The 20,749-nt window shown below is 60.8% G+C and carries 21 protein-coding genes and 1 riboswitch; of the genes, 13 read left to right on the forward strand and 8 right to left on the reverse strand.

Annotated elements, in window-relative coordinates; genetic code table 11:
* Nucleotides 1-255 precede the first annotated feature (255 nt).
* The 3 genes from BDB13_RS24585 to BDB13_RS24595 are packed head-to-tail and all read right to left on the reverse strand — an operon-like array spanning nucleotide 256 to nucleotide 3,118.
* Nucleotides 256-1,686, reverse strand: coding sequence for an NAD(P)(+) transhydrogenase (Re/Si-specific) subunit beta (locus BDB13_RS24585; protein ID WP_094274103.1), 1,431 nt, complete (start codon nucleotides 1,684-1,686; stop codon nucleotides 256-258).
* Entirely contained in the window at nucleotides 1,686-2,009 is a 324-nt protein-coding gene (locus BDB13_RS24590) for an NAD(P) transhydrogenase subunit alpha (protein WP_094274104.1), read from the reverse strand. Before BDB13_RS24590 ends, BDB13_RS24585 begins: the two co-directional genes overlap by 1 nt.
* Nucleotides 2,009-3,118: a Re/Si-specific NAD(P)(+) transhydrogenase subunit alpha gene (locus tag BDB13_RS24595; protein ID WP_094275175.1), complete on the reverse strand. Its 1,110-nt coding sequence runs from the start codon at nucleotides 3,116-3,118 to the stop codon at nucleotides 2,009-2,011. The genes BDB13_RS24590 and BDB13_RS24595 overlap by 1 nt, the downstream gene beginning before the upstream one ends.
* Nucleotides 3,119-3,392: 274 nt before the next feature.
* Here BDB13_RS24595 and BDB13_RS24600 point away from each other — a divergent pair, with 274 nt between their 5' ends.
* The gene (locus tag BDB13_RS24600) at nucleotides 3,393-3,758 is read left to right on the forward strand and encodes a DUF488 domain-containing protein (protein WP_094274105.1); all 366 of its coding nucleotides are present in this window, start codon (nucleotides 3,393-3,395) and stop codon (nucleotides 3,756-3,758) included.
* Between the two features lie 15 nt (nucleotides 3,759-3,773).
* Here BDB13_RS24600 and BDB13_RS24605 read toward each other — a convergent pair whose 3' ends face one another.
* Complete coding sequence (locus BDB13_RS24605) at nucleotides 3,774-5,312, reverse strand: AMP-binding protein (protein ID WP_094275176.1); 1,539 nt, start codon at nucleotides 5,310-5,312, stop codon at nucleotides 3,774-3,776.
* Between the two features lie 168 nt (nucleotides 5,313-5,480).
* Between BDB13_RS24605 and BDB13_RS24610 the strand changes: the two genes are divergently transcribed.
* Together BDB13_RS24610 and BDB13_RS24615 are read left to right on the forward strand one after the other, a co-directional pair.
* Nucleotides 5,481-6,299: a maleylpyruvate isomerase family mycothiol-dependent enzyme gene (locus tag BDB13_RS24610; protein ID WP_094274106.1), complete on the forward strand. Its 819-nt coding sequence runs from the start codon at nucleotides 5,481-5,483 to the stop codon at nucleotides 6,297-6,299.
* Nucleotides 6,300-6,312: 13 nt separating this feature from the next.
* Entirely contained in the window at nucleotides 6,313-6,954 is a 642-nt protein-coding gene (locus BDB13_RS24615) for a Type 1 glutamine amidotransferase-like domain-containing protein (protein ID WP_094274107.1), read from the forward strand.
* Between the two features lie 63 nt (nucleotides 6,955-7,017).
* On the opposite strand, the gene BDB13_RS24620 is transcribed toward BDB13_RS24615, so the two are convergent.
* Complete coding sequence (locus tag BDB13_RS24620) at nucleotides 7,018-7,347, reverse strand: hypothetical protein (protein WP_094274108.1); 330 nt, start codon at nucleotides 7,345-7,347, stop codon at nucleotides 7,018-7,020.
* A gap of 574 nt (nucleotides 7,348-7,921) precedes the next feature.
* Between BDB13_RS24620 and BDB13_RS24625 the strand changes: the two genes are divergently transcribed.
* Together BDB13_RS24625 and BDB13_RS24630 are read left to right on the forward strand one after the other, a co-directional pair.
* Nucleotides 7,922-8,197 carry a GNAT family N-acetyltransferase gene (locus tag BDB13_RS24625; protein ID WP_094274109.1) on the forward strand — a complete coding sequence of 92 codons (276 nt, stop codon included), beginning with the start codon at nucleotides 7,922-7,924 and terminating at the stop codon, nucleotides 8,195-8,197.
* 60 nt (nucleotides 8,198-8,257) lie between these two features.
* Nucleotides 8,258-9,502 carry an MFS transporter gene (locus BDB13_RS24630; RefSeq protein ID WP_094274110.1) on the forward strand — a complete coding sequence of 415 codons (1,245 nt, stop codon included), beginning with the start codon at nucleotides 8,258-8,260 and terminating at the stop codon, nucleotides 9,500-9,502.
* Here BDB13_RS24630 and BDB13_RS24635 read toward each other — a convergent pair.
* The gene (locus tag BDB13_RS24635; protein WP_094274111.1) at nucleotides 9,499-11,067 is read right to left on the reverse strand and encodes a carboxylesterase/lipase family protein; all 1,569 of its coding nucleotides are present in this window, start codon (nucleotides 11,065-11,067) and stop codon (nucleotides 9,499-9,501) included. The genes BDB13_RS24630 and BDB13_RS24635 overlap by 4 nt on opposite strands.
* A gap of 104 nt (nucleotides 11,068-11,171) precedes the next feature.
* Nucleotides 11,172-11,267, forward strand: a riboswitch (TPP riboswitch).
* Here BDB13_RS24635 and BDB13_RS24640 point away from each other — a divergent pair.
* From BDB13_RS24640 to BDB13_RS24670, 7 genes are all read left to right on the forward strand, one after another.
* Nucleotides 11,255-11,995 (forward strand): TenA family protein, encoded by a 741-nt coding sequence (locus BDB13_RS24640; RefSeq protein WP_094274112.1) that lies wholly within the window; start codon nucleotides 11,255-11,257, stop codon nucleotides 11,993-11,995. (Overlaps the previous riboswitch by 13 nt.)
* A 53-nt stretch (nucleotides 11,996-12,048) precedes the next feature.
* Complete coding sequence (locus tag BDB13_RS24645) at nucleotides 12,049-13,011, forward strand: ABC transporter substrate-binding protein (RefSeq protein WP_441347247.1); 963 nt, start codon at nucleotides 12,049-12,051, stop codon at nucleotides 13,009-13,011.
* Nucleotides 12,989-13,792 carry an ABC transporter permease gene (locus BDB13_RS24650; protein ID WP_094274114.1) on the forward strand — a complete coding sequence of 268 codons (804 nt, stop codon included), beginning with the start codon at nucleotides 12,989-12,991 and terminating at the stop codon, nucleotides 13,790-13,792. The genes BDB13_RS24645 and BDB13_RS24650 overlap by 23 nt, the downstream gene beginning before the upstream one ends.
* Entirely contained in the window at nucleotides 13,789-14,592 is an 804-nt protein-coding gene (locus tag BDB13_RS24655; RefSeq protein ID WP_094274115.1) for an ABC transporter ATP-binding protein, read from the forward strand. The genes BDB13_RS24650 and BDB13_RS24655 overlap by 4 nt, the downstream gene beginning before the upstream one ends.
* Before the next feature lie 255 nt (nucleotides 14,593-14,847).
* Nucleotides 14,848-15,417 carry a LysM peptidoglycan-binding domain-containing protein gene (locus BDB13_RS24660; protein ID WP_094274116.1) on the forward strand — a complete coding sequence of 190 codons (570 nt, stop codon included), beginning with the start codon at nucleotides 14,848-14,850 and terminating at the stop codon, nucleotides 15,415-15,417.
* Nucleotides 15,418-15,598: 181 nt separating this feature from the next.
* Nucleotides 15,599-16,117, forward strand: coding sequence for a hypothetical protein (locus BDB13_RS32260; RefSeq protein WP_176459662.1), 519 nt, complete (start codon nucleotides 15,599-15,601; stop codon nucleotides 16,115-16,117).
* 136 nt (nucleotides 16,118-16,253) lie between these two features.
* The gene (locus tag BDB13_RS24670; RefSeq protein WP_094274118.1) at nucleotides 16,254-17,600 is read left to right on the forward strand and encodes a T3SS (YopN, CesT) and YbjN peptide-binding chaperone 1; all 1,347 of its coding nucleotides are present in this window, start codon (nucleotides 16,254-16,256) and stop codon (nucleotides 17,598-17,600) included.
* Between the two features lie 8 nt (nucleotides 17,601-17,608).
* Here the strand turns inward: BDB13_RS24670 and BDB13_RS24675 are convergent, their stop codons facing one another.
* Nucleotides 17,609-18,727 (reverse strand): methyltransferase, encoded by a 1,119-nt coding sequence (locus BDB13_RS24675; protein ID WP_094275177.1) that lies wholly within the window; start codon nucleotides 18,725-18,727, stop codon nucleotides 17,609-17,611.
* Between the two features lie 152 nt (nucleotides 18,728-18,879).
* Entirely contained in the window at nucleotides 18,880-20,004 is a 1,125-nt protein-coding gene (locus BDB13_RS24680; protein WP_094275178.1) for a Glu/Leu/Phe/Val family dehydrogenase, read from the reverse strand.
* Nucleotides 20,005-20,222: 218 nt separating this feature from the next.
* Here BDB13_RS24680 and BDB13_RS24685 point away from each other — a divergent pair, with 218 nt between their 5' ends.
* Nucleotides 20,223-20,735 carry an Lrp/AsnC family transcriptional regulator gene (locus BDB13_RS24685; protein ID WP_094274119.1) on the forward strand — a complete coding sequence of 171 codons (513 nt, stop codon included), beginning with the start codon at nucleotides 20,223-20,225 and terminating at the stop codon, nucleotides 20,733-20,735.
* The last annotated feature ends 14 nt before the right edge of the window (nucleotides 20,736-20,749 follow it).

Below are 20,749 nucleotides of genomic sequence, written 5' to 3' on the forward strand. Positions count from 1 at the left end.
TTCTATCGTATGTTCATTTTGTCCGAATCAGACGCTCGTCCAACAACAAAGGATTCCACACATGGATTTCAAGGCCATCCTCGCACTGATCCTCCCCCTCATCACGAGCCTGTCGGCTGACAAAGAGCCCACCACTCCTCCCGTCACCCCTCCCGCTGTCTAAGAGCTGCTAGCCGCGTAACTGTCTGCGCGCAGCAAGGCAAAAGGGCACCTACCCGCATCGCGCGTAGGTGCCCTTTCCGGCAGAGTACAGACTTACAGTGCCTTGAGTTCTTCCGTCACCTCGGCAACGGACTTCTTCGCATCACCGAACAACATCGACGTTCCGTCCGCGAAGAACAACGGATTCTCGATCCCCGCGAAACCGGAGTTCATCGAACGCTTGAGCACGATCACCGACTTCGACTGATCCACGTTCAGGATCGGCATCCCGTGAATCGGCGACGACGGATCATTACGCGCCGACGGGTTCGTGACATCGTTCGCGCCGATCACCAACGTGACATCGGTGCGCTTGAACTCGTCGTTGATGTCGTCCATTTCCTTCATCGCGTCGTACGAGACATCCGCCTCGGCGAGAAGAACATTCATATGACCGGGCATACGGCCGGCGACGGGGTGAATGGCGTACTTGACCTCGACGCCCTTCGCCTCGAGCATCTTCGCCATGTCCTTGACTGCGTGCTGAGCCTGCGCCACAGCCAAGCCGTAACCGGGAACGATGATGACCTGGTTGGCGTACGCCATCTGAATAGCGGCATCGGCAGCCGAGGTTGCCTTCGCCGTACGCACAACACCGTCCGAGGAAGCAGCTTCTCCGCCGCCGCCACCGAAACCACCGGCAACGATCGCCGGGATGGAACGGTTCATGGCCTTGGCCATCAGGTTGGTCAGGATGGTGCCCGACGCGCCGACGATCATGCCGGCCACGATCATGGCCTGGTTGTCGAGCGCCAAACCGGCTGCCGCAGCAGAGAGTCCGGTGAGCGCGTTGAGCAGCGAGATCACGACGGGCATGTCCGCGCCGCCGATGGGCAGCACCACCATCAGGCCGAGGATGCCCGAGATGACCAGGACACCGACGATCCACAGCGAGCTGGTCGGGCCTTCCGGCGTGATCGCCTTGATGCCGATGATGACCGAGAACGCCACGGCGGCAATGAGAAGCAGCGCATTGAGCGGCTGCTGCAACTTGCCGATGCCGATCGGGCGGCCGGGCAGGGTTTCCTGCAGCTTCAGGAACGCGATGACGCTGCCCCAGAAGGAAATCGAGCCGATCACTGCAGCAAAGAGGGATGCGACGACGATGTGCACCGTCGGCGACTCACCGTGCTGAAAGGCCGTGAAGCCGTCCGAGTCCAGGAACTCTGCGTAAGCGATCAACGCGACGGTACCGCCGCCGACACCGTTGAACAGTGCCACCAACTGCGGCATCGCCGTCATCTTGGTCCGCAATGCCGGCGGAACACCGAGAACGACACCGATGACGAGACCGGCGATGATGACGATCCAGTTGCCCAGCTGCGCATCACGAATGGAGATCAGGGTCGCGACGACGGCGATGATCATGCCGACTGCGGCGATCTGGTTGCCGCGCACCGCGGTCTTGGGTCCGGTCAGACCCATCAGACCGTAGATGAACATCGAGAACGCGAGAATGTACAAGCTATTGACCAGGTATTCCATTACTGGTCACCGTCCTTCGTAACAGCCTTGGCGGCCGGCTTGGCCTTGAACATCGCCAGCATGCGGTCGGTGACGACAAAGCCGCCGACGACGTTGACCGTTCCGAAGACGAGTGCGACGAACAAGATGATCTGCAACCCGATCGACGGGTCCTGCACCTTACCGAGCACGACAAGTGCGCCGAGGACGACGATGCCGTGGATGGCGTTGGTGCCCGACATCAGCGGGGTGTGCAGGGTGTTCGGGACCTTGGAGATCACAGCGAAACCGACGAACCCGGACAGCACCAGGATCGCGATGTTCGCCAGCAGTGATGTGTACATCAGGCGCCCTTCTCTTCACGGGTGACGCACGCACCGGCAATAACCTCGTCGGAGAAATCAGGAGCCAAAGCCCCGTCCACCAACATCAGTTCGATCAGTGCGGAAATGTTCTTCGAATACAGCTCGGAGGCATGCTCGGGCATCGTCGCCGGCAAGTTCAGCGGCGAGCAGATGGTGACGCCGTTCTTGACGACGGTCTGACCCGGTTCGGTCAGCTCGCAGTTGCCGCCGGTCTCACCGGCGAGGTCGACGATGACGCTGCCGGGCTTCATGCCCGAGGCGGCGGCGGCGGTCACCAGACGCGGCGCCGGACGACCCGGAACCAGCGCGGTGGTGATGACGACGTCGAAACCCTTGATGGCGTCTTCGAGTGCCTGCTGCTGCTTGGCGCGCTCGTCGTCGGTGAGCTCGCGGGCGTATCCGCCCTCACCGGCGGCGTCGATACCGAGATCGAGCCACTGGGCGCCCACTGAGCGCACCTGGTCGGCTACCTCAGGTCGGACGTCGTAACCGGTGGCGCGGCCACCGAGACGCTTGGCCGTGGCCAATGCCTGCAGACCGGCGACACCGACACCGAGAACCAACACGGTCGCGGGCTTGACGGTGCCGGCGGCGGTGGTGAGCATCGGGAAGAAGCGGGTGGACTCCGACGCAGCCAACAGGACGGCCTTGTAGCCGGAGACGTTGGCCTGAGAGGACAGGGCGTCCATCACCTGTGCGCGGGAGATACGGGGAATCGCTTCGACGGCGTAGCCCTCGATGCCGGCTGCCTTGAGCTCGGCGATGCGGTTGTCGGCGTTGCGGGGATTGAGGAACCCGATCAACTTGGCGCCGGAACTGATGCGGGCGATCTCCTCCGATGACGGAGGGGCGACCTTGACGACGACGTCGGCGGTCCACGGATCGCCGATCTTGGCGCCGGCGGCGCTGTAGAGCTCGTCGGGGATCAGGGCGCCGAGGCCGGCGCCGGATTCGACGATGACGTCGACGCCTTTGCCGATCAGGGTGGACACGATTTTGGGCACGAGGGCTACCCGTCGTTCGCCGTCACTCGATTCACGAGGGACACCGACCGATGGACGCACTTGTGCGCTCTTCGATGTTTCCATTTGTTCCATTACCTTCTGCGGTTGGTGGTTCGCCTACTGCGACGAGCGGCAACCAACGTGTGATGAGCGGAAGATGACCCGCTTTTGGGTGAATGGTGACTGATACTAGCCAGACTTCTCCGATAAAAGTGAACCCGAAAAGGAACTTTCATCATCTGAATCGAGTCCGAACAGTATCTTTGGGGTATTCCCTCACCATGCTTGTGAGGTCAGTCACACCCTATTGGGTGCCCGTTCCAGTATGTGAAACAAGAACTGAGCCGAGGTGTCGACAATGACGAGTCGAATCATCACCGTCGAGAGGGTTTACGAACCGACAGCCGAACCGCAGGCGGTCCGGCTGTTGGTTGATCGGTTGTGGCCTCGCGGAGTACGACGCGAAGAGTTGGCACTCGACGATTGGTCGAAAGATCTGGCGCCGTCCACCGAGCTACGAAAGTGGTACGGCCACCAGGTCGATCGTTTCGAGGTCTTTCGCAGCCGTTATGTTGCGCAACTCGATGCATTCCCCGTGCACGACTACGTCGAACGTATTTCACCGAGCACGGACGCCCGCGCGGTCACGCTTCTGACTGCCAGCAAGGATCTGCCCCACAGCCATGCCCGGATTCTTGCCGACTACCTTCGCTCGAACTTGTGACGACAATTCACGCCATCAGCAGTCCACATACTGGGACCTGAGCTTGTGCTTGACCAGTTTTCCTGTAGCGGTCCGAGGCAATTCTTCGGCAAAGTCGATAGATCTAGGTGCTTTGAAGTGCGCAACCTGGTCTCTTACGTAGTCCAGCAATTCCTGGGCGACGTCAGCCGAAGGTTCGATTCCGTCGGCTAACTGGACAACCGCCTTGACTTGTTCACCCATCTCTTCGTCAGGAATCCCGATCACTGCGACATCGAATACCTTCGGATGCAAAGTCAGTACATTCTCGGACTCTTGAGGATAAATATTTACGCCACCGGAAATGATGGTGAATGCAGCGCGATCGGTCAGATAAAGGAATCGTTCGTCGTCGATGTATCCGATATCGCCACTCGTGGTCCACGTCGGATGATCGGGATGCTGCGCTGACGCAGTTTTCTCAGGGTCGTTGTGATAGCGGAACGGGAGTGTTTCGCGCTCCCAGAACACTGTGCCGATCTCGCCGACGGGGAGATCCTTGCCGGCGTCGTCACAAATGTGCACAATTCCCATGACTCCGTCACGACCGACGGAACCGGGATGCGCCAACGACTGCACACTGTTGATGAAGGTTGCGCCCGAGCCTTCGGTCGACGCGTAGTACTCGTTGATCACCGGCCCCCACCAATCGATCATTGACGCCTTCACTTCCGGTGGACACGGCGCCGCCGCATGGATGGCGACCTTCAGGCTCGACACGTCGTATCGGGCGCGCACAGGCTCGGGCAATTTGAGCATTCGCACAAACATCGTCGGCACCCATTGGCTGTGTGTGACGGCGTACTCCTCGATCAACCGAAGCGCGGTCTCGGCATCGAAGTGGTCCATCAAGATCACTGTGCCGCCCACCGAATTGATGACGCCGCAAAAACGTAGGGGCGCAGCATGATAGACCGGGGCTGGGCACAAATAGACTGTGCTGGAATCAAATCCGTACATCGGCGCGAAAATCGCGGTGTACGGATCCATCGTCACGTCGACGTCACCTTCCGGGAGATCACCCTTGATCCCCTTGGGTCGACCTGTTGTTCCCGACGAGTAGAGCATGTCCGCCCCGCGAGGCTGCGAATCCAGCGGTTCGGTGGACTGCGCCGCAACCACGCCGTCGTAGTCCTCGAATCCTGCCAACTCGCCGCCGTACGCCAACCGGTGGCGCACCTGCGGTATCAGCAACGGTTCCACCGGTACCGCGTCGGCCACGGTTGCCGACGCGATCAGTACCTTCGCCCCGCAGTCGTCGACAATGTACGCGGCCTCCGGCGCCGTCAGGTGCGAGTTCACGACGGTGATGTACAGCCCGGACCTCAGTGCAGCCCAATACACTTCGAATGCGCGGAGATCATTGTTGGACACAAGCGCGACGTGATCGCCCGGTTCGAGACCGATCCCGCGAAGGTATCGTGCCAAAGCCGTCGAACGCTCGTCGAGCTGCCGATACGTGATGGACTCGCCCGTCGCCGGTCGGATGACAGCAGGCTTGTCCGGGGTGGACTTGACAAAATTTCCAGGAAACACAGCAGACTCCTCGGATAATTCGGCGTCGGCACTCGACATCCCTGGTCTATCACAGGATCAGCCGCCTGGCCGCGAGTTTCCGCCAACAGGTTTCGCAACGCCGAGAACACGCGCACACGTCATACAGTGGTTCAAACTGCAGAATCCGAAGCCTTAGGAGATCACAGTATGAGCAGCTGGCCCCAGGAATCCTTGACCGATTCATTGATCGAGCAGTGGGAGGTCATCGGCTCTCTCCTCTCCGGACTCGAAGGCGACGCCTGGTTCTCGCCGACCAACCTGCCCGGTTGGACGGTGCACGACGTTGTTGCGCACATCATCGGGACCGAATCGTTGCTGTCGGGAATCGAACCGCCGACAACCTCCATCGACGTTCATACGCTCCCGCATGTCCAGAATGAGATCGCCGCATTCAACGAACGCTGGGTCGAAGGGCTTCGTAAAAGCTCGCAGCCGCAGCTTCTCGCGCACTTCCGGGAGATCACGTCCCGCCGCGCGGAAGTTCTGCGCAACCTGACCGAATCCGAGTGGAATGCAGAAAGTCTCACCCCGGTCGGACCCGCGCCGTACGGACGCTTCATGCGTATTCGGATCTTCGATTGCTGGATGCATGAACTCGATATCCGCGACGCCGTCGGCGCACCGACAGTCGAGAACGGCCCGCGCGCGGAGATCGCGTTCGAAGAAATCACCGGCGCCCTCGGATTTGTGGTGGGCAAGCGAGGAAAAGCACCCGACGGTGCCCGCATCACTTTTGTTCTCGACGGCCCACTGGCCCGAGAGCTCCATGTCTCCGTCGACGGGCGAGCTGCCCTTGTCCCGGCGTTGGACGGACCGGCAACCACCACGGTGCGAATGAGTTCGGAACTCTTTACTCGAGTCGCCTGCGGACGTGTACGGGCGGCCGACCATCGAGACGACATCATTCTGAGCGGCGACCTCGAGGTGGGCAAACGAATCGTCGACAACCTCGCTTTCACCATGTGAGCCGGAAGGTCCGGTGAAACTTTTTCTCTCGTCGTACCGGTTCGGCGACCATGCCGATGCGTTTGCGACCCTCACCGGCCACGGCGCACGGATTGCCGTCATCGCTGCGGCCGCCGACGCGTGGCCGGTGGCGGCGCGATCCTCGGCGGTGACAAGCGAATTGGTATCGCTTCGCCGCACGGGTTTCGACGCCGCGGAGGTCGATCTCCGCGACTACCTCCACTCACCGGATTCACTCCACCGGCACCTGCGTGCGTTCGACTGTGTGTGGGTTCGCGGGGGAAACACTTTTGTCCTGCGCGCTCAGTTGGCGCGTTCGGGAGCGGATCGCATTCTTGCGGAACTCGCGCGCAGCGGAGACATCGTCTACGCGGGATACAGCGCCGGTGCCGCGGTTGCCGGCCCGACGTTGATCGGATTGGACGTCACCGACGATCCGTCGGAGGTACTCCCGACCTGCGGGTTCGAACCGATCTGGTCCGGCCTGTCACTGATCGACTTCGCGATAGTTCCCCATGGCGGGGCCTCTGAATTGGAGGATCCGGCAGCAACGGCAAAAACCGTCGAGATTCTCACGGCGTCGCACATTCCGTACCGAGTACTCACTGATCAACAGGTGGTCATCGTCGACGGCGGCGAACCCTACGTCTTGTGAAATGCACTCTGCGGGTCACCGGTACCGGTGACCCGCAGAGGAAGTTCAGTCGTCAGTGACTCTTCAACCGTGCTCGGCGACAGAAGGCGCGTGCGAGGTATGCGACTGACGTTCGAGGCGTGCCCAGGCGATTTCCCAGCGCTTCACCGAGACCTCGTCGGCATCTTCGAGGAGCGCGTCGAGGAGGAGTCGCGGGCTGGTGCGCCAGGCCAGTTCGGCAGCACGCACCTCGGCAGCCGAGAACAAGCCCGAGGCTTCGAGATCGCGAATCCACTCAGCGATGTCACCGCGATGAATCTTCGAAATCGTCTCGTACCCGAGGTGCTCGTCGAGGAAGTCGTACGAGAATATTGCGGCAAAGTAACTGTTCGACTCACGCTGCCCGAAAATCATGTGCGGTCCTTCCTCGAAGTGTTCGACGACGATGTATTCACGAACCGCTGAACTGTTACCCGGAAACTTTCTTCCGGCGAACGTGTAACGCTTCGTATGTCCCCGACGATTGACACGCTAACCCCCAGAAGCGCGGTTTGGGTTACCGATGATGAAACGATTCGTCGAGAAATCCCGATCTGGGCAACTTTCCGTCTCATCGACGACAATTCTCGACTCTCACGCCAGTTCCCTGACCTGCAATATGTCGGCTTTCGAATGATCTCCGGACGCGACTCGCCCGTTCAGAAAAAAACCTTTTGCCGGTTCTCACATCTTGGGATCATTACGGTAGCAAACAATGCGCAGCGTAATTTTTCGATTCCAATGAGGCACGAAAAGCCTAGTACAGGCCGTTTTCACTACCCTCGGACTCTTACAGCAGAACCTTTGAACAGACGTCCAAATTGGACTGTAGCAATCGGACAAATCGGCGCGAGTCTGGCACCGGTTCCGGGTACGACTCCGAGTACCGTTTCGAGCAGAGCACAGACTGGGTAGATCACAGGCTGCCCCGAGAAAACTGGAGTCACTCATGACCGACAAAGTCGTCCACAATGTCGAAGAAAGTCGCTTCGACATCTACTCCGATACCGAACTCGCAGGATTTGCCGAGTACAGCGAGTCGAACGGTGTGCGCGACTTCCATCACACCGTGACCTACCCACAGTTCCGAGGTCGCGGTCTCGCGGCCGTCGTCGTGCGCGAGGCACTCCACCAAACACAGGCCGACCAGAAGAAAATCGTCCCGTCCTGCTCCTACGTCGAGAAGTTCGTCTCACAAAATCCGGAATTTCAGGAACTCCTGTAGGCCGGCGGTTGTCCCGGAGGTAACCAGGCTAGCCATCTGCCCGAAACGGAAGGAACGCCCGTGCCCGTCACACGTCGTCGACGGCCCACGGGCGCACCGGGCCGCGCTCGCTACCTTCCGCTGGTTTTGATCAACCTCGCGACGCTGTTCTCCGGGATCGGAAACGGCATCGCCATCGTGGTGATCCCGTGGCTGGTCCTCGAACGCACCGGACGCGCCTCCGACGCCGCCATCGTTGCCGGGGCGGCCGCTGTGCCCCTACTCGTCGCGAGCCTGTTCTCCGGAACCTTTGTCGACAAATTCGGCCGACGACGCACCTCGATGGTCTCCGACGCGTTGTCCGCGGTATCGGCGTCGGCAATTCCGCTCTTCGCCGTTACCACCGGCCTGAGTATTCCGTTGATCGCCGCCCTGGCCGCTCTCGGTGCCACGTTCGATCCGGCAGGCATGGCGGCCCGAGAATCGATGTTGCCGGCGGCTACTCGCGCGGCCGGCTGGAAACTCGATCGGACCAACAGCCTCTACGAAGCCAACTACAACGTCGCCTATCTCATCGGACCCGGAGTCGGCGGAGTCCTGATCGCGATGATCGGAGCTGTCACGACACTCTGGATCACTGCCGCCGGATTTGTGTTCTCGATAATCGTCGTTGCCTTCATCCGCCTGGCCGATGCCGGAACACCCGAGCAGGACGCGCGGCCGGCGTCGATCTGGCACGGCACGCTCGACGGCCTGAAGTTCGTGTGGAACAACAAGATTCTGCGAACCCTGGCACTGGTCGACATGGCGGTAGTGGCGCTGTACATGCCCGTCGAAAGCGTCGTCTTTCCGGTCTACTTCACCGAACTCGATCAACCCGCGCAACTCGGTTCGGTTCTGATGGCCTTGGCTGTCGGCGGGATTGTGGGTGCACTCGCTTACGCACCACTCGCGCCCCTGATGTCCCGGCGTTTGATCATGATCTGTGCCATCGGGGTACTCGGCATCGCGATGCTGGCGATGGCGCTGCTGCCTCCGCTGTGGGTGATCCTGGTGCTCGCAGGCCTGCAAGGCCTTGTGTACGGCCCGGTGGGCCCGATCGCGAACTACGCCATGCAGACACGAAGCCCGGAGCACATGCGCGGACGTGTTGTCGGCGTGATGACGTCGACGGCCTACGCAGCCGGACCGCTCGGATATCTGCTGGTCGGCCCGTTTCTCGATCAGTTCGGCATCTCGGCAACCTTTGTCGCTCTGTCCATTCCGATTGTTGTCATCGCCGTGGTGTGCACTGCCCTTCCGGTGCTGGGCGAACTCGACAGCTAATGGAATCCCATCACGTCATTGCCCCAGGCCGTGCGCAAGCCCTGATCCGGATCGTGGACGAGCGAATCGGTGGTGTCGATCAACAGAGTCGATCGTTTCTCTTCCTCGTACGGCGCCCAGTGTTTTGAGCCGTCGAGTGCTGCCGGGACGGCATGTCTGGCAAATGCGAGCCACCGACGCTGGATGCGGCCGGCAACCTCCAGAGCAGCCTTGCGGCCACTCAACCAGAACGTCGGGTCGACATTCAAAGTACCGAAATTGCCGAATACATACGGTAATTCGGTAGCGTGCCCCGCACCGATCCGAGCAGCCTTCAGCATCGGAGTTGCATGATCGAACCGGTACACCCACGTCGGTGAGTGCCGGCAGTGCGCGTCGGCAATCCACAGCGTCGGCATCCGGAATGCCGCGTCACGCGAAAGAGCCAGAGCACCACTCGGTTTGGTGTGATCCGGATAGACCGACATGATTTCGGCCAGTCTCGTCGGCGAGATGTCCGGATGATCGTCGGCCAACGCTTGGAGCATCGCCTCCACCGACTGCGCACTCACCGGCATCAGCGGCGACTTCATGAACTTGAAGATCGACGCCTCGTCCTTGTTGGAGCCGATGATCAAGGGAATCCTATGGGCGTACCCCTTCTGAAACGCTGCAACGGGGTAGTGCGGCACCAGATCCCGATCCACCACCGGTGCCATCGCCAGGGTTCCCGGCATCCGAGTCGGAATTTCGTTGACCAACTCGTCGCCGGCCTTGATGATCAAATCGAGGTCTGCCGTAATGAGCGCGCCGACATCGTCGACCGGCGTCGACATCAGCTCGAGAAAACGACTCGCCACCGATTGTGCGCGCTTACGGCCGTAAACCGATGTGGCCGGCGGACTTTGCGCGATCGCCCGCTGGAACAGTCCTTCGGCACTCGGGCACGTCATCAGCGTCGTGATCGAACCCGCGCCCGACGACTCGCCGAATACCGTCACCTCGTCCGCATCTCCACCGAACGCGTCGATGTGATCACGAACCCACCGAAGCGCCGCAATCTGGTCTCGCAAACCACAATTCGACTCGAACACCACATCAGGCGTCGAGAAGGACGACAGATCCAGAAATCCGAGCGCGCCGACGCGATAGTTGAACGAGACGATGACAACGTCGCCTGTCTCCGCCAGGTGCCGTCCGTCGTAAATTGTCTGGGCCGCCGAACCCAGGCAATAGGCACCACCGTGTATCCACACCATCACCGGCCGCGGTGTGCCGTCGGGGCGCGGGGCCCACACATTGATCGACAGGCAATCCTCGTCGATGACAAAGGCGCGGTCGATCGGAACCGCCGGGCTTTGCCCTTGCGGCGCGATCGGACCGAATTCTCGGCAATCTCGTACGCCATCCCACGGTTGCGGTGGGCGCGGTGCCCGGAAGCGGTGCTCACCAGTCGGAGCGGCAGCGTAGGGAATTCCCTTCCATACAAAAACCGAACCATCGGCATACCCCCGGACGTCACCGTCCGGAGTTCGCACGACCACTGTGTTGTCGTCTGTCTGCTCCGGTCGAATATCAGTCTCCATGCCGCAGTCTCCTCACGACCTCACCTGAGAACAAACTGCACCAAACCTACCAATTTCCAGCAGGTGGGGACGGACCAACAGTTCCGACGGTGTTATGGTCGCCTTGTTCTGACACGGGGTGCTCCGCATGGGCGGGGCTGAGAACACACCCGGGAACCTGATCAGGTAATGCTGACGAAGGGATGTCATGGCTACTACACAGCCTGCATACAGTTCTGCCGTAAACACGGCGCCGCTCGACGATTCGGGTCGTTTCACCGACCGACTCTGGGCCGAAATCGAGCCACTGCGTGAGTCGATCGACTCACTCGAGTTCCTCCGCCGACTCGGCGACGGAACCCTCCCGCTCGACGCTTTCCGGCGATACATCGAGCAAGACCAGCTCTACCTCGACGGATATTCCAAGGCACTATCCCTGGTTTCCGCTCACGCACCGGATGGTCAGGCCGCTGGATTCTGGGCCAACTCGGCTTCGACCGCCGTATCCGTCGAAGCAGCTCTCCACGAGGGCATGCTCACCGGTGGCGTACTGCCGGAATCGACCGGTCGGCCTGAGCATTCGCAAGCATGCTTGGGATACGTGTCCTATCTGATCGCCACCGCAGCCACGGCGCCTTATCCGGTCTCCGCTGCAGCGGTACTCCCCTGCTTCTGGATCTACGCGGAGGTCGGGCGCGGGCTGGCTGCGTCGGCACGCGAGGTACTCGACGCCGATCCGTCACATCCGTACGCGCAGTGGGTCACCACTTACGACGCTCCGGAGTTCCACGAGTCCGTCGCGCGAGCTCGGGCGCTCGTGGACGCAGCCGCTGAAGCCGCTACCGAAGCCGACCGCGCCGCGATGAGCGAAGCGTTCCGCATCGCGAGCCGGTACGAGTTGATGTTCTGGGATTCGGCCTTGAACCAGCAGCACTGGCCTGCGTCATGAGATCGTTGCGACGCGCACTGGCGACCACAGCCGCGATAGCCGCCGCACTGACCATGATCAGCGGATGTTCCAGTGGCACAGAATCATCCGACGCCATTCGGTTTGCCCTCGACTGGACACCCAACACCAATCACACCGGACTGTACGTCGCGATGCAGGAAGGCTACTTTGCGGACGCCGGCCTCGACGTGTCGATTCTCCCGTACAACAACACGTCCCCCGATACCTTGGTGGATGCCGGCAATGCCGAGTTCGGGATCAGCACCCAGAGCCAAGCCACGTTCGCACACGCGGCCGGTGCCGAAACAACCGCCGTCATCGCACCACTTCAGCACCGCGCCACCGGAATCGGCGTCAAAGCCGATCGCGCGGACATCACTCGTCCGCGTGATCTCGACGGAAAGATCTACGCCGGTTTCGGCGATCCCGGCGAGGTCGAGACACTGCAGCAGGTCATTCGCAACGACGGCGGCACCGGTAACTTCACGACGGTCGCCTTGGGAACGTCTGCCTACGAAGCGGTGTACTCCGGAAAAGCCGATTTCACGGTGTCGTATTTTGCCTGGGAAGGCCTCGAGGCCGAACGCAACGGAACTCCGATGCGCTACTTCCAGTACACCGATTACGGATTTCCCGACGCGTATTCCATTGTGATCAACGGCAATCAGAAGTGGCTGAAAGATCACCCTGACGAGGCCGCCAAGTTCGTCCAGGCCGTTCAGCGTGGATATCAATCGGCCGCCGACGATCCCGATCGCGCTGCCCAGGATCTGATCGACGCCAACCCCGGCGCCTTCACCGACGAAGACCTCGTGCGGGACAGTCAGCGGATGCTCGCGGCCGACTTCATGAAGGACGCCGACGGCGTTGTCGGACGACAGAACCTCGAAACCTGGTCCGGTTACTCGGGTTTCCTCTTCGACAACGGGCTTCTAGCCGGACCGGATGGCAAAAAGCTGACCCAGAAGCCGAATTGGTCGGAGTATTTCACCAATGAGTATCTCGCCGCGCCCTGATCTGGCCGGCCGCCTGGGATCTGTCACACGGCGAGCGCTGCCCGCGCTCGCCGTTGTCATCCTGCTGGTCGCGGCATGGCAGATCTACGTCGACGTCAGTGATATTCGGCCACAGGTTCTGCCGTCGCCGTGGCGTGTGCTCTCACAGGGCTGGGACCACCGTGAGGTGATATCCGGCCATGCATTGTCGACGCTTCAAGTGACGCTCATCGGATTCACCGTCTCGTTGGTACTGGCGTGGATTCTGGCTGTGGTGGTGGACTTTTCGCCGTGGCTCTCGCGGGCACTAGTGCCATTGTTCGTCGTCTCGCAGACCTTGCCGATCATTGCCATCGCTCCTCTGATGATCATCTGGTTCGGTTTCGGTCTGCTGCCGAAGGTTCTGGTGATCGCCTTGGCAACGTTCTTTCCCATGACAATCGGGCTTATCGAGGGCTTTGCTGCCGCCGATCGAGACGCCGGCGCGCTGCTGCGAAGCATGGGCGCATCACGGTGGCAGGAGTTTCGGTACGTCCGCCTGCCCTCGGCGATTCCTCGCTTCTTCACGGCTTTGCGCATCGGCATCACCTATGCCGTCGTGGGTGCGGTGTTCTCCGAATACGTCGGCGCCACCTCCGGTTTGGGCATCTATATGAGTACACAGAAGAATTCGTTTCGTACGGATCTGGTACTGGCCGCGGTACTGGTGACTGCGCTCATCAGCGTCACTCTGTATTTGTTGACCTTCGCGATAGAGCGACTGGTTGCGCCGTGGGCGTTGAGCGAAAGGGTGCGAGCATGATTCCCGAACGCATTGTCGACGTCGCCTCACTCAGCAAGGAATTCTCCACTCGTGGGGAATCCCGACAGGTTCTCGACGCCGTGTCCTTCCATGCTGCTCCCGGCGAATTCGTCTCCGTCATCGGACCGAGTGGCTGCGGCAAGAGCACAATCTTCAATGTTCTGGCCGGTCTCGAAACACCGACCTCGGGAACTGTCACCGTCGGCGCTGCGGATTCCGGTTCGGAAGTTCTGACCGCCTACATGCCACAGAAGGATCTTCTCTTTCCCTGGCGGACGGTTCTCGACAACACCACGCTCGGCCTCGAAGTGCAGGGCGTATCCAAGAAGATTGCTCGGGACAAGGCTCGTGAGTTGTTCTCCGCCTTCGGCTTGTCGGGCTTCGAAAATTCAACTCCGTCACAACTGTCGGGGGGAATGCGTCAGCGTGCTGCCATGTTGCGCACCGTCGTCCAGGGCAAGCCGGTGCTACTGCTGGACGAACCTTTCGGGGCTCTCGATTCTTTGACCCGTACCGAGATGCAGTCCTGGTTGCAGGGCGTATGGCAGCAGTATCGGTGGACTGTCTTGATGATCACCCACGACATCCGTGAGGCGATCTACCTCTCCGACCGTGTTGTTGTTCTCTCGGCCAGGCCGGCGACGGTCAAGCGCGTCGTCGATGTTCCACTTCCACGACCTCGCGAGTTGGACATGATCACCTCGCCGGAATTTGCGGCCATCGAACGCGAACTCCTCCAGGTGTTGCACAGCGAGACCTTGGCTTCGCTGTCCGATCAAACCTTCTCCAATGATTGCTGAGAATAAACTGAGAGCCTCGGACTTCATCAGGCATTTCATACCGGCAGGTACCGGCACCTCACCCTATTTCAGCCAAAACCAGGAAATTCCAGCAAGATTGGCTAAATAGATGCGAATCATTGCCTGTTGTGCACACCACCGAACTCTCCAGTAACGTAGTGTGGACCGCCTACGCGGCCACTCACCAGAAAGTAACTGGTAGGTAAAGTGCGGCGTGGCAGTACCAAAACCGCAACAGATTTGGAAAGGGACAGCGTGAGCACACTGCAGTCAGGTCAGAGTCTCGGAGTCGGCCAGGAACTCAAGTCCGACAACGGTTCCTACGCCCTCACCTTGCAGGACGACGGCAACCTTGTTCTCTCCGAGAACGGCCAGGCCGTCTGGGCCGCCGGCACCAACGGATCGGGCGGCAATCGCGCGGACGTGCAGGCCGACGGTAACTTTGTCATCTACAAGGATGCGGATGCAGTCTGGGCGTCGCAGACCTCAGGCAACGAGGGCGCTTCGCTCTCGGTCCAGGACGACCGCAATGTCGTTCTCTCGGCCGGCGGCCGTGTCTTGTGGTCCACGGACACCGCTGTAGCGGCTCCCGTTGCCGAGCCGACGCCCGAGCCCCAGGCCGCTCCGATGCCCGCACCGGAGCCCGAGTCGGCTCCCGCCGCTCCGGCAGCACAGACGTACACGGTCGAGGGTGGCGACACCCTCTGGGCCATCGCCGAGCGTTTCTACGGTGACGGCAACCAGTACCAGCGCATCGCCGATGCAAACGGCATCTCCAACCCGGATCTCATCAACGCGGGTCAGGTTTTGACCATCCCCGCCTAGGTCCCACCTGCACAGTTACCCCGGGTATCGACGTTCGTCGGTGCTCGGGGTTCTGCATTTGCCGGCAATTTTTGTGTTGCACGACACACTTATCAGTATCCCGATAAGCCGCTTTCGCTGTTCCGCCTGTGTTCGGTTTCGCCTACAGTACTCACGTACTGCTCCCGAAGGTCAGGTGAACATGAAAGACAGAACAGTCATGATCGGCGCTCTCACAGTGGCCGGTGTTTCTGTAGCTTCAGGTCTCGTCTTCGGAGGAGCAGCGGGCGCATTTGGCGCCAGTGGCCCCGTCGTCACGCCACCCTCGCTGGTTTCGACGGTCACTGCCGATTCACTCGCAGACTACGAACCGGCAGCGTTCTACAGTTCGATCGCCGTGTCGACCATCGCGATCCCTCCGACCCCGACATGGGCGGTTGCAGCGGAGGCCACCGCACCACGCAACCAACCCTTGACCGTCGACCTCGACGTTTCGGCCACCACACCAGCAGTCCCGACGCCCACGACAGCACCTGCTGTCACCAGTGCCATTGCGCCGACTACCCGCGTTGTTGCGCCGGTGACCAGCACCGTTGCGTCAACGACTCGAACCACCACCAAGTCCACCGTGGCCCCGACAACAACGACGTCGAAAGTCACACCCGTCACGACTACCTCGAAAATCCCGGTCGTGACTATCGAATTCTCACCCGAAGACTGACCGGCAATTTCATCGGGCCGCACTAGCGACAAGCTGACCGGCCGTGATCGGCGTTACACCGCTGACCTGCGGACACCGACATTGTCGGCCCCTCGCGTTACCGTATAGGTCTCAGCGTTGTGGAAGGAGGTGACTGATGGCCGTGCACGGATTCGATCTCGATCTCAGTGTTAACCGAGCTTGGACGGAGTTTCAGGCTCGCCTTGCCGATCACATCTCGATCATGGCCGACGGCGATGTCCTCGCTGTCGAGTCTGCGGTCGCTGCCTTCGACCCCGCTGAGGGCGGCGCTCCCTGTGTTCAGTTCTTGATCTGGGACAACAACATGGTGCGGTGCGAGGTTCCCTCCAACAACTTCCTGCACCCCAAGTTTGCACTCGACGACGCCGGCCTCCAAGCTCTCGTCGACCTCGGTTGGGCTCCGCCTTCCGATAATCCCGAAGCTGACAACAGTTCACCGGCGTTCTGCGTCGACAAACGGCAAAGCTGGGCAGATCAGTTGGCCTCGATGACCGTCGCGGCGTTCCGCACGGTTTTCGGAGTCCAGCACCCGGCATTCCTGTCCAGTGATCTCACCGGCAATCAGCAGACACCGGATTTTGATCCGTCGATCACCACCGTCGACGCTATGCCGATCCTCGACCCCACGGCGGCCTACACGCCACACGATGTCGATCACCTCAAAGAGTTGGTCACGCTTGCCCTCATTCCCATGCTCGGAAATCTTCCCGAGCGTGACGGCGACGGCGATATACCGATTCGCGTCGGATCAACCGTCATGTTCATCGGTCCGCTCGCGGATTCCCTTGACGTTCAACTGTTTTCACCCCTCGTCCAGGACATCAGCAACCGCACCCGGGCTGCCGAGGTCATCGCGGATCTCAACCGCAAATGGTCCCGCATCAAGTTCGTCTTGATCGACGACAGATTGTCGGTGTTCCTCGAAGTCGCCGGCTCACCGTTTGTTCCCAAACACCTCACCGATACGTGCGCGTCGTTGACGTCGTTCCTACGGAGCGTCGACGACGAATTTGCGGCGCGGATCGGCGGAGAACTGTTTTTCGCGAACAAAAATGGTGAGGTCGGCGCGCCACAACCAGAGCTCACCTTCGAGGATTTGCCCCCAGAACTCGAAACTCTGCTGCACCTCGACCTTGATGTCGCCGACGATCTCGAAGCCGTCGCCGATGTCTGCGGCCGCGACCGCGACCTGATCCTGCAGTTGCTCCATGTCAGCAATGAGTGGCAGATTCAGTTGCGAGGCCAAGCCGCCGACGCACAAAGTCGTGACGACGCCGAAGAAGCCGCGGGATTCTCAGCTCAGGTGACTATGTGGGAACGCATGGTCGACCGCCTACGCGGCGCACTTCGCCTGACTGTGCTGCCCAACGTCAAGACGGATCCGCCGGCAAAACCGCAGCCTGAGCAGATGGGACTGTTCGCAGATCCCAGCCAGCAAACGCTGTTCGACGATCCGTCCTGACCTGAGGCTCAGCGTTTACGCAGTCGCCACAGCGACGTCGTTTCACGCGCGCGAGCCGCATGGAGTGCGTCAGTTCGATCGCTCACTTTCGCGTGGGTCGGTTTGACGTCGACACGGTCGATCACCGTCAAGCCGCCCGCCGCGATCATCGCGTGCAGTTCCGATCGGGTGCGCAGGCCAAGGTGCTCGGCTATATCGGAAAGAATCAGCCACGCCTCTCCGTCGTCCTCGAGGTGCGCTGCTACGCCGGTCAGGAAGCCGTTCAGCATTGCTCCGGCCGGATCGTAAATCGCGTATTCGATGGGCGACGTTGCCTTGGCCGGAATCCACGGAGGGTTGCAAACGACTAGAGGCGCAACACCTTCCGGAAACAGATCAGCTTCCACTACCGTCACCTGATCGCTGTACCCCAGCGCGTCGAGGTTGGTGCGTGCGCACTGCAAAGCGCGAGGATCCTGATCCGTCGCAACTACTGCTTTGACACCGCGGCGGGCAAGTACAGCCGCCAGCACCCCGGTGCCGGTTCCGATATCGAAGGCCAGCTCAGTCGATGGCAGCGGCGCCGCGGCCACCAGATCGATGTACTCACCACGCGCCGGCGAGAACACTCCGAATGCGGGATGAATCCGCGCATCCAATGCGGGAATCAGCACACCCTTGCGATTCCACTCGTGAGCACCGACGGCACCCAGCAAATCGCGAAGTGCCCGCACCGACGGCTGATCGGTGACCCCGAATGCCTCCGTGAATGCCTCTTTTGCATCGGGCGCACGACGAAGCGGAATCGTGAGGTCCGCGTCGAGAGGAATCAGGAGCATGCCGAGAATCTGGGCGCGACGCCCCTGAGCCTGACGGTGAAGGTGAAAAGCTTGCGCCGGATCGTCCGATCCGCGACGTGGTTTGCGATCGATCCGCGACGCAATCGCCTGAGACAGTTGGCGCGCGTTGTGGAAATCGCCGCGCCACAGGAGAGCTGTTCCCTCACAGGCCAATCGATAGGCGTCGTCGGCCTTCATAGTGTCGTTGGCGACCATCACGCGCTTGGGTGCCGGCGCCCCACTGGTGGAACCCCAGAGCGCACGGTGCTCGGTGTCGTTCTCGGTCCACACAACATACTGTTCGGTCATCAAAGCCCTTCCGGCGTCGGACATGGAGCGGATAGGGCGTTCGACGCACTACGGCCGGTCTACCAGCTCGTGTGTTCCAGTTCTGCACATCTGCTTGTCTGGTGTCCACACTAGCTGGGACCGGCCGAGTTTCCGACGTTGCGCGCGCAGTATCAGTTCTGCTTGTGCGACTGAACAGCCTTCGCGATACGTGCCTCAGCGACGGCATCTGCTGCGTCGCCGGCAAGGATTCCGTCGGCCTTCGCCTTGGCGAAGATCTCCGTCACCGTGTCGAAGATCTTCTCGACCTGATCCTTGACCTGCTGCGCTGTAAGGTCTTTCAGCTCGCCCGCTACCTGAATGAGGCCGCCGCCATTTGCCACATAATCGGGAACCCACGTGATGCCACGCTCGCTCAGAATGGACTCGATCTCAGGCACTGTGAGCTGGTTGTTGGCTGCGCCGCAGATCACGTCGGCAGTGATTGAACGGGCCGAGGCGTCGGTGAGCGTCGCCCCCATCGCACACGGTGCGTACACATCGAGATCAGCGTCGATGACGCTGTCCACGATCTTCACCGACGGGAAGTCAGTCTTCACGCGGTCCAGTGCTGCCGCGTTCACATCTGTTGCCAGTACGCTCGCGCCGTCGGCCAGGAGAAGTTTGATGAGCTCGTAGCCGACCTTGCCGGTGCCCTCGACGCCCACGGTCTTGCCTGCGAGACTCCGCGAACCCCAGTGCGCCTGCGCTGCCGCCACCATGGACTGGAAGACGCCCAGCGCGGTCATCGGGGCGCTGTCGCCCGAGCCGCCGACCTTCGCATTGCGGCCCACCACAAAGTCGGTTCCGCGACCGATCACGTCGAGGTCGTCCGAGTTGGTTCCCACGTCGCCGGCCGTGATGTAGCGACCGCCCAGAGTCTGAACGAACTTTGCGTAGGCACCGAGCAATCTTTCGGACTTCACCGTTGCCGGGTCGCCGATGATGACGGCCTTTCCACCACCAAGATCGACGCCCGCAATTGCGGCCTTGTAGGTCATGCCCCGCGAGAGCCTCAAAACATCTGTGACAGCGGCAGACTCGTCTGCGTACGGGTAGAAACGAGTTCCGCCGAGCGCCGGACCCAGCGTCGTGGAATGAATCGCAACAATCGCCTTGAGTCCGCTCTCCGGATCCTGGAAGAAGCTCACCTGCTCATGCGGATAGTTGCGCAAGTAATCTGCGCGGTCGAACACGCCGGCACTGTCGTCAGAATTGTGGGTAGCAACAGAGTTCACAGGCTCGGCGGTGAGAGTCATTGTGGGATAGACCTTTCCGAAGGACGTTCGTGGCACAGACATGAGATCGAGTGCGAATCACCACTGGGTACAGTCATCATCGGAAGTCGAGAGAAGGTCCCACTGAGCAATTCGTGAGACCAATGCTCTTCCCGAGGTACGATTTGGTCAATACAAAACTCTTGAACTAATCAATTCGATCATCCAGTGACCGGCATCACTCAGAAGAGGTTCGCAAAATGCTCAGCATCGACAAGCTCGACGTCCAGTTGCTCGGATTGCTCAGCAAGGACTCGAGGATGAGTGTGGCCGAGTTGGCCAACTCTTTGGGCGTAGCCCGGAACACCGTGCAAGCCCGAATGAAGCGCATGGAATCCAGCGGGATTCTCACCGGATTCCGCCCGAATCTCGATCTCCCCGAAGTGGGCATTCCCATCCAGGCGTTTGTGGGCCTCGAACTGGAACAGGGCAAGATCAGCGCGATCGCGAAGAGCCTTGCCGAGCTACCCGAGGTGATCGAAATTCACGCCACAACCGGACGCGAAGATCTCCTGGTGCGCGTCGCCACCTCCACCCACGCTGCCCTGCAGAAGTTGGCGGAGCAGATCGTCAGCCTGCCCGGCGTCACGCATTCCACCACCACGATTGCGCTCACCAACCCACTTCCCTACCGGATTCAGCCGTTGCTCGAGCACCTCACCAATGACGCCGGCTGGGGTCGCTCCACGGCCTACCCGCGGCAGCAGGACTGAGACGCGCGGTCGCG

Source organism: Rhodococcus sp. OK302 (assembly GCF_002245895.1).
Lineage (GTDB): Bacteria > Actinomycetota > Actinomycetes > Mycobacteriales > Mycobacteriaceae > Rhodococcus_F.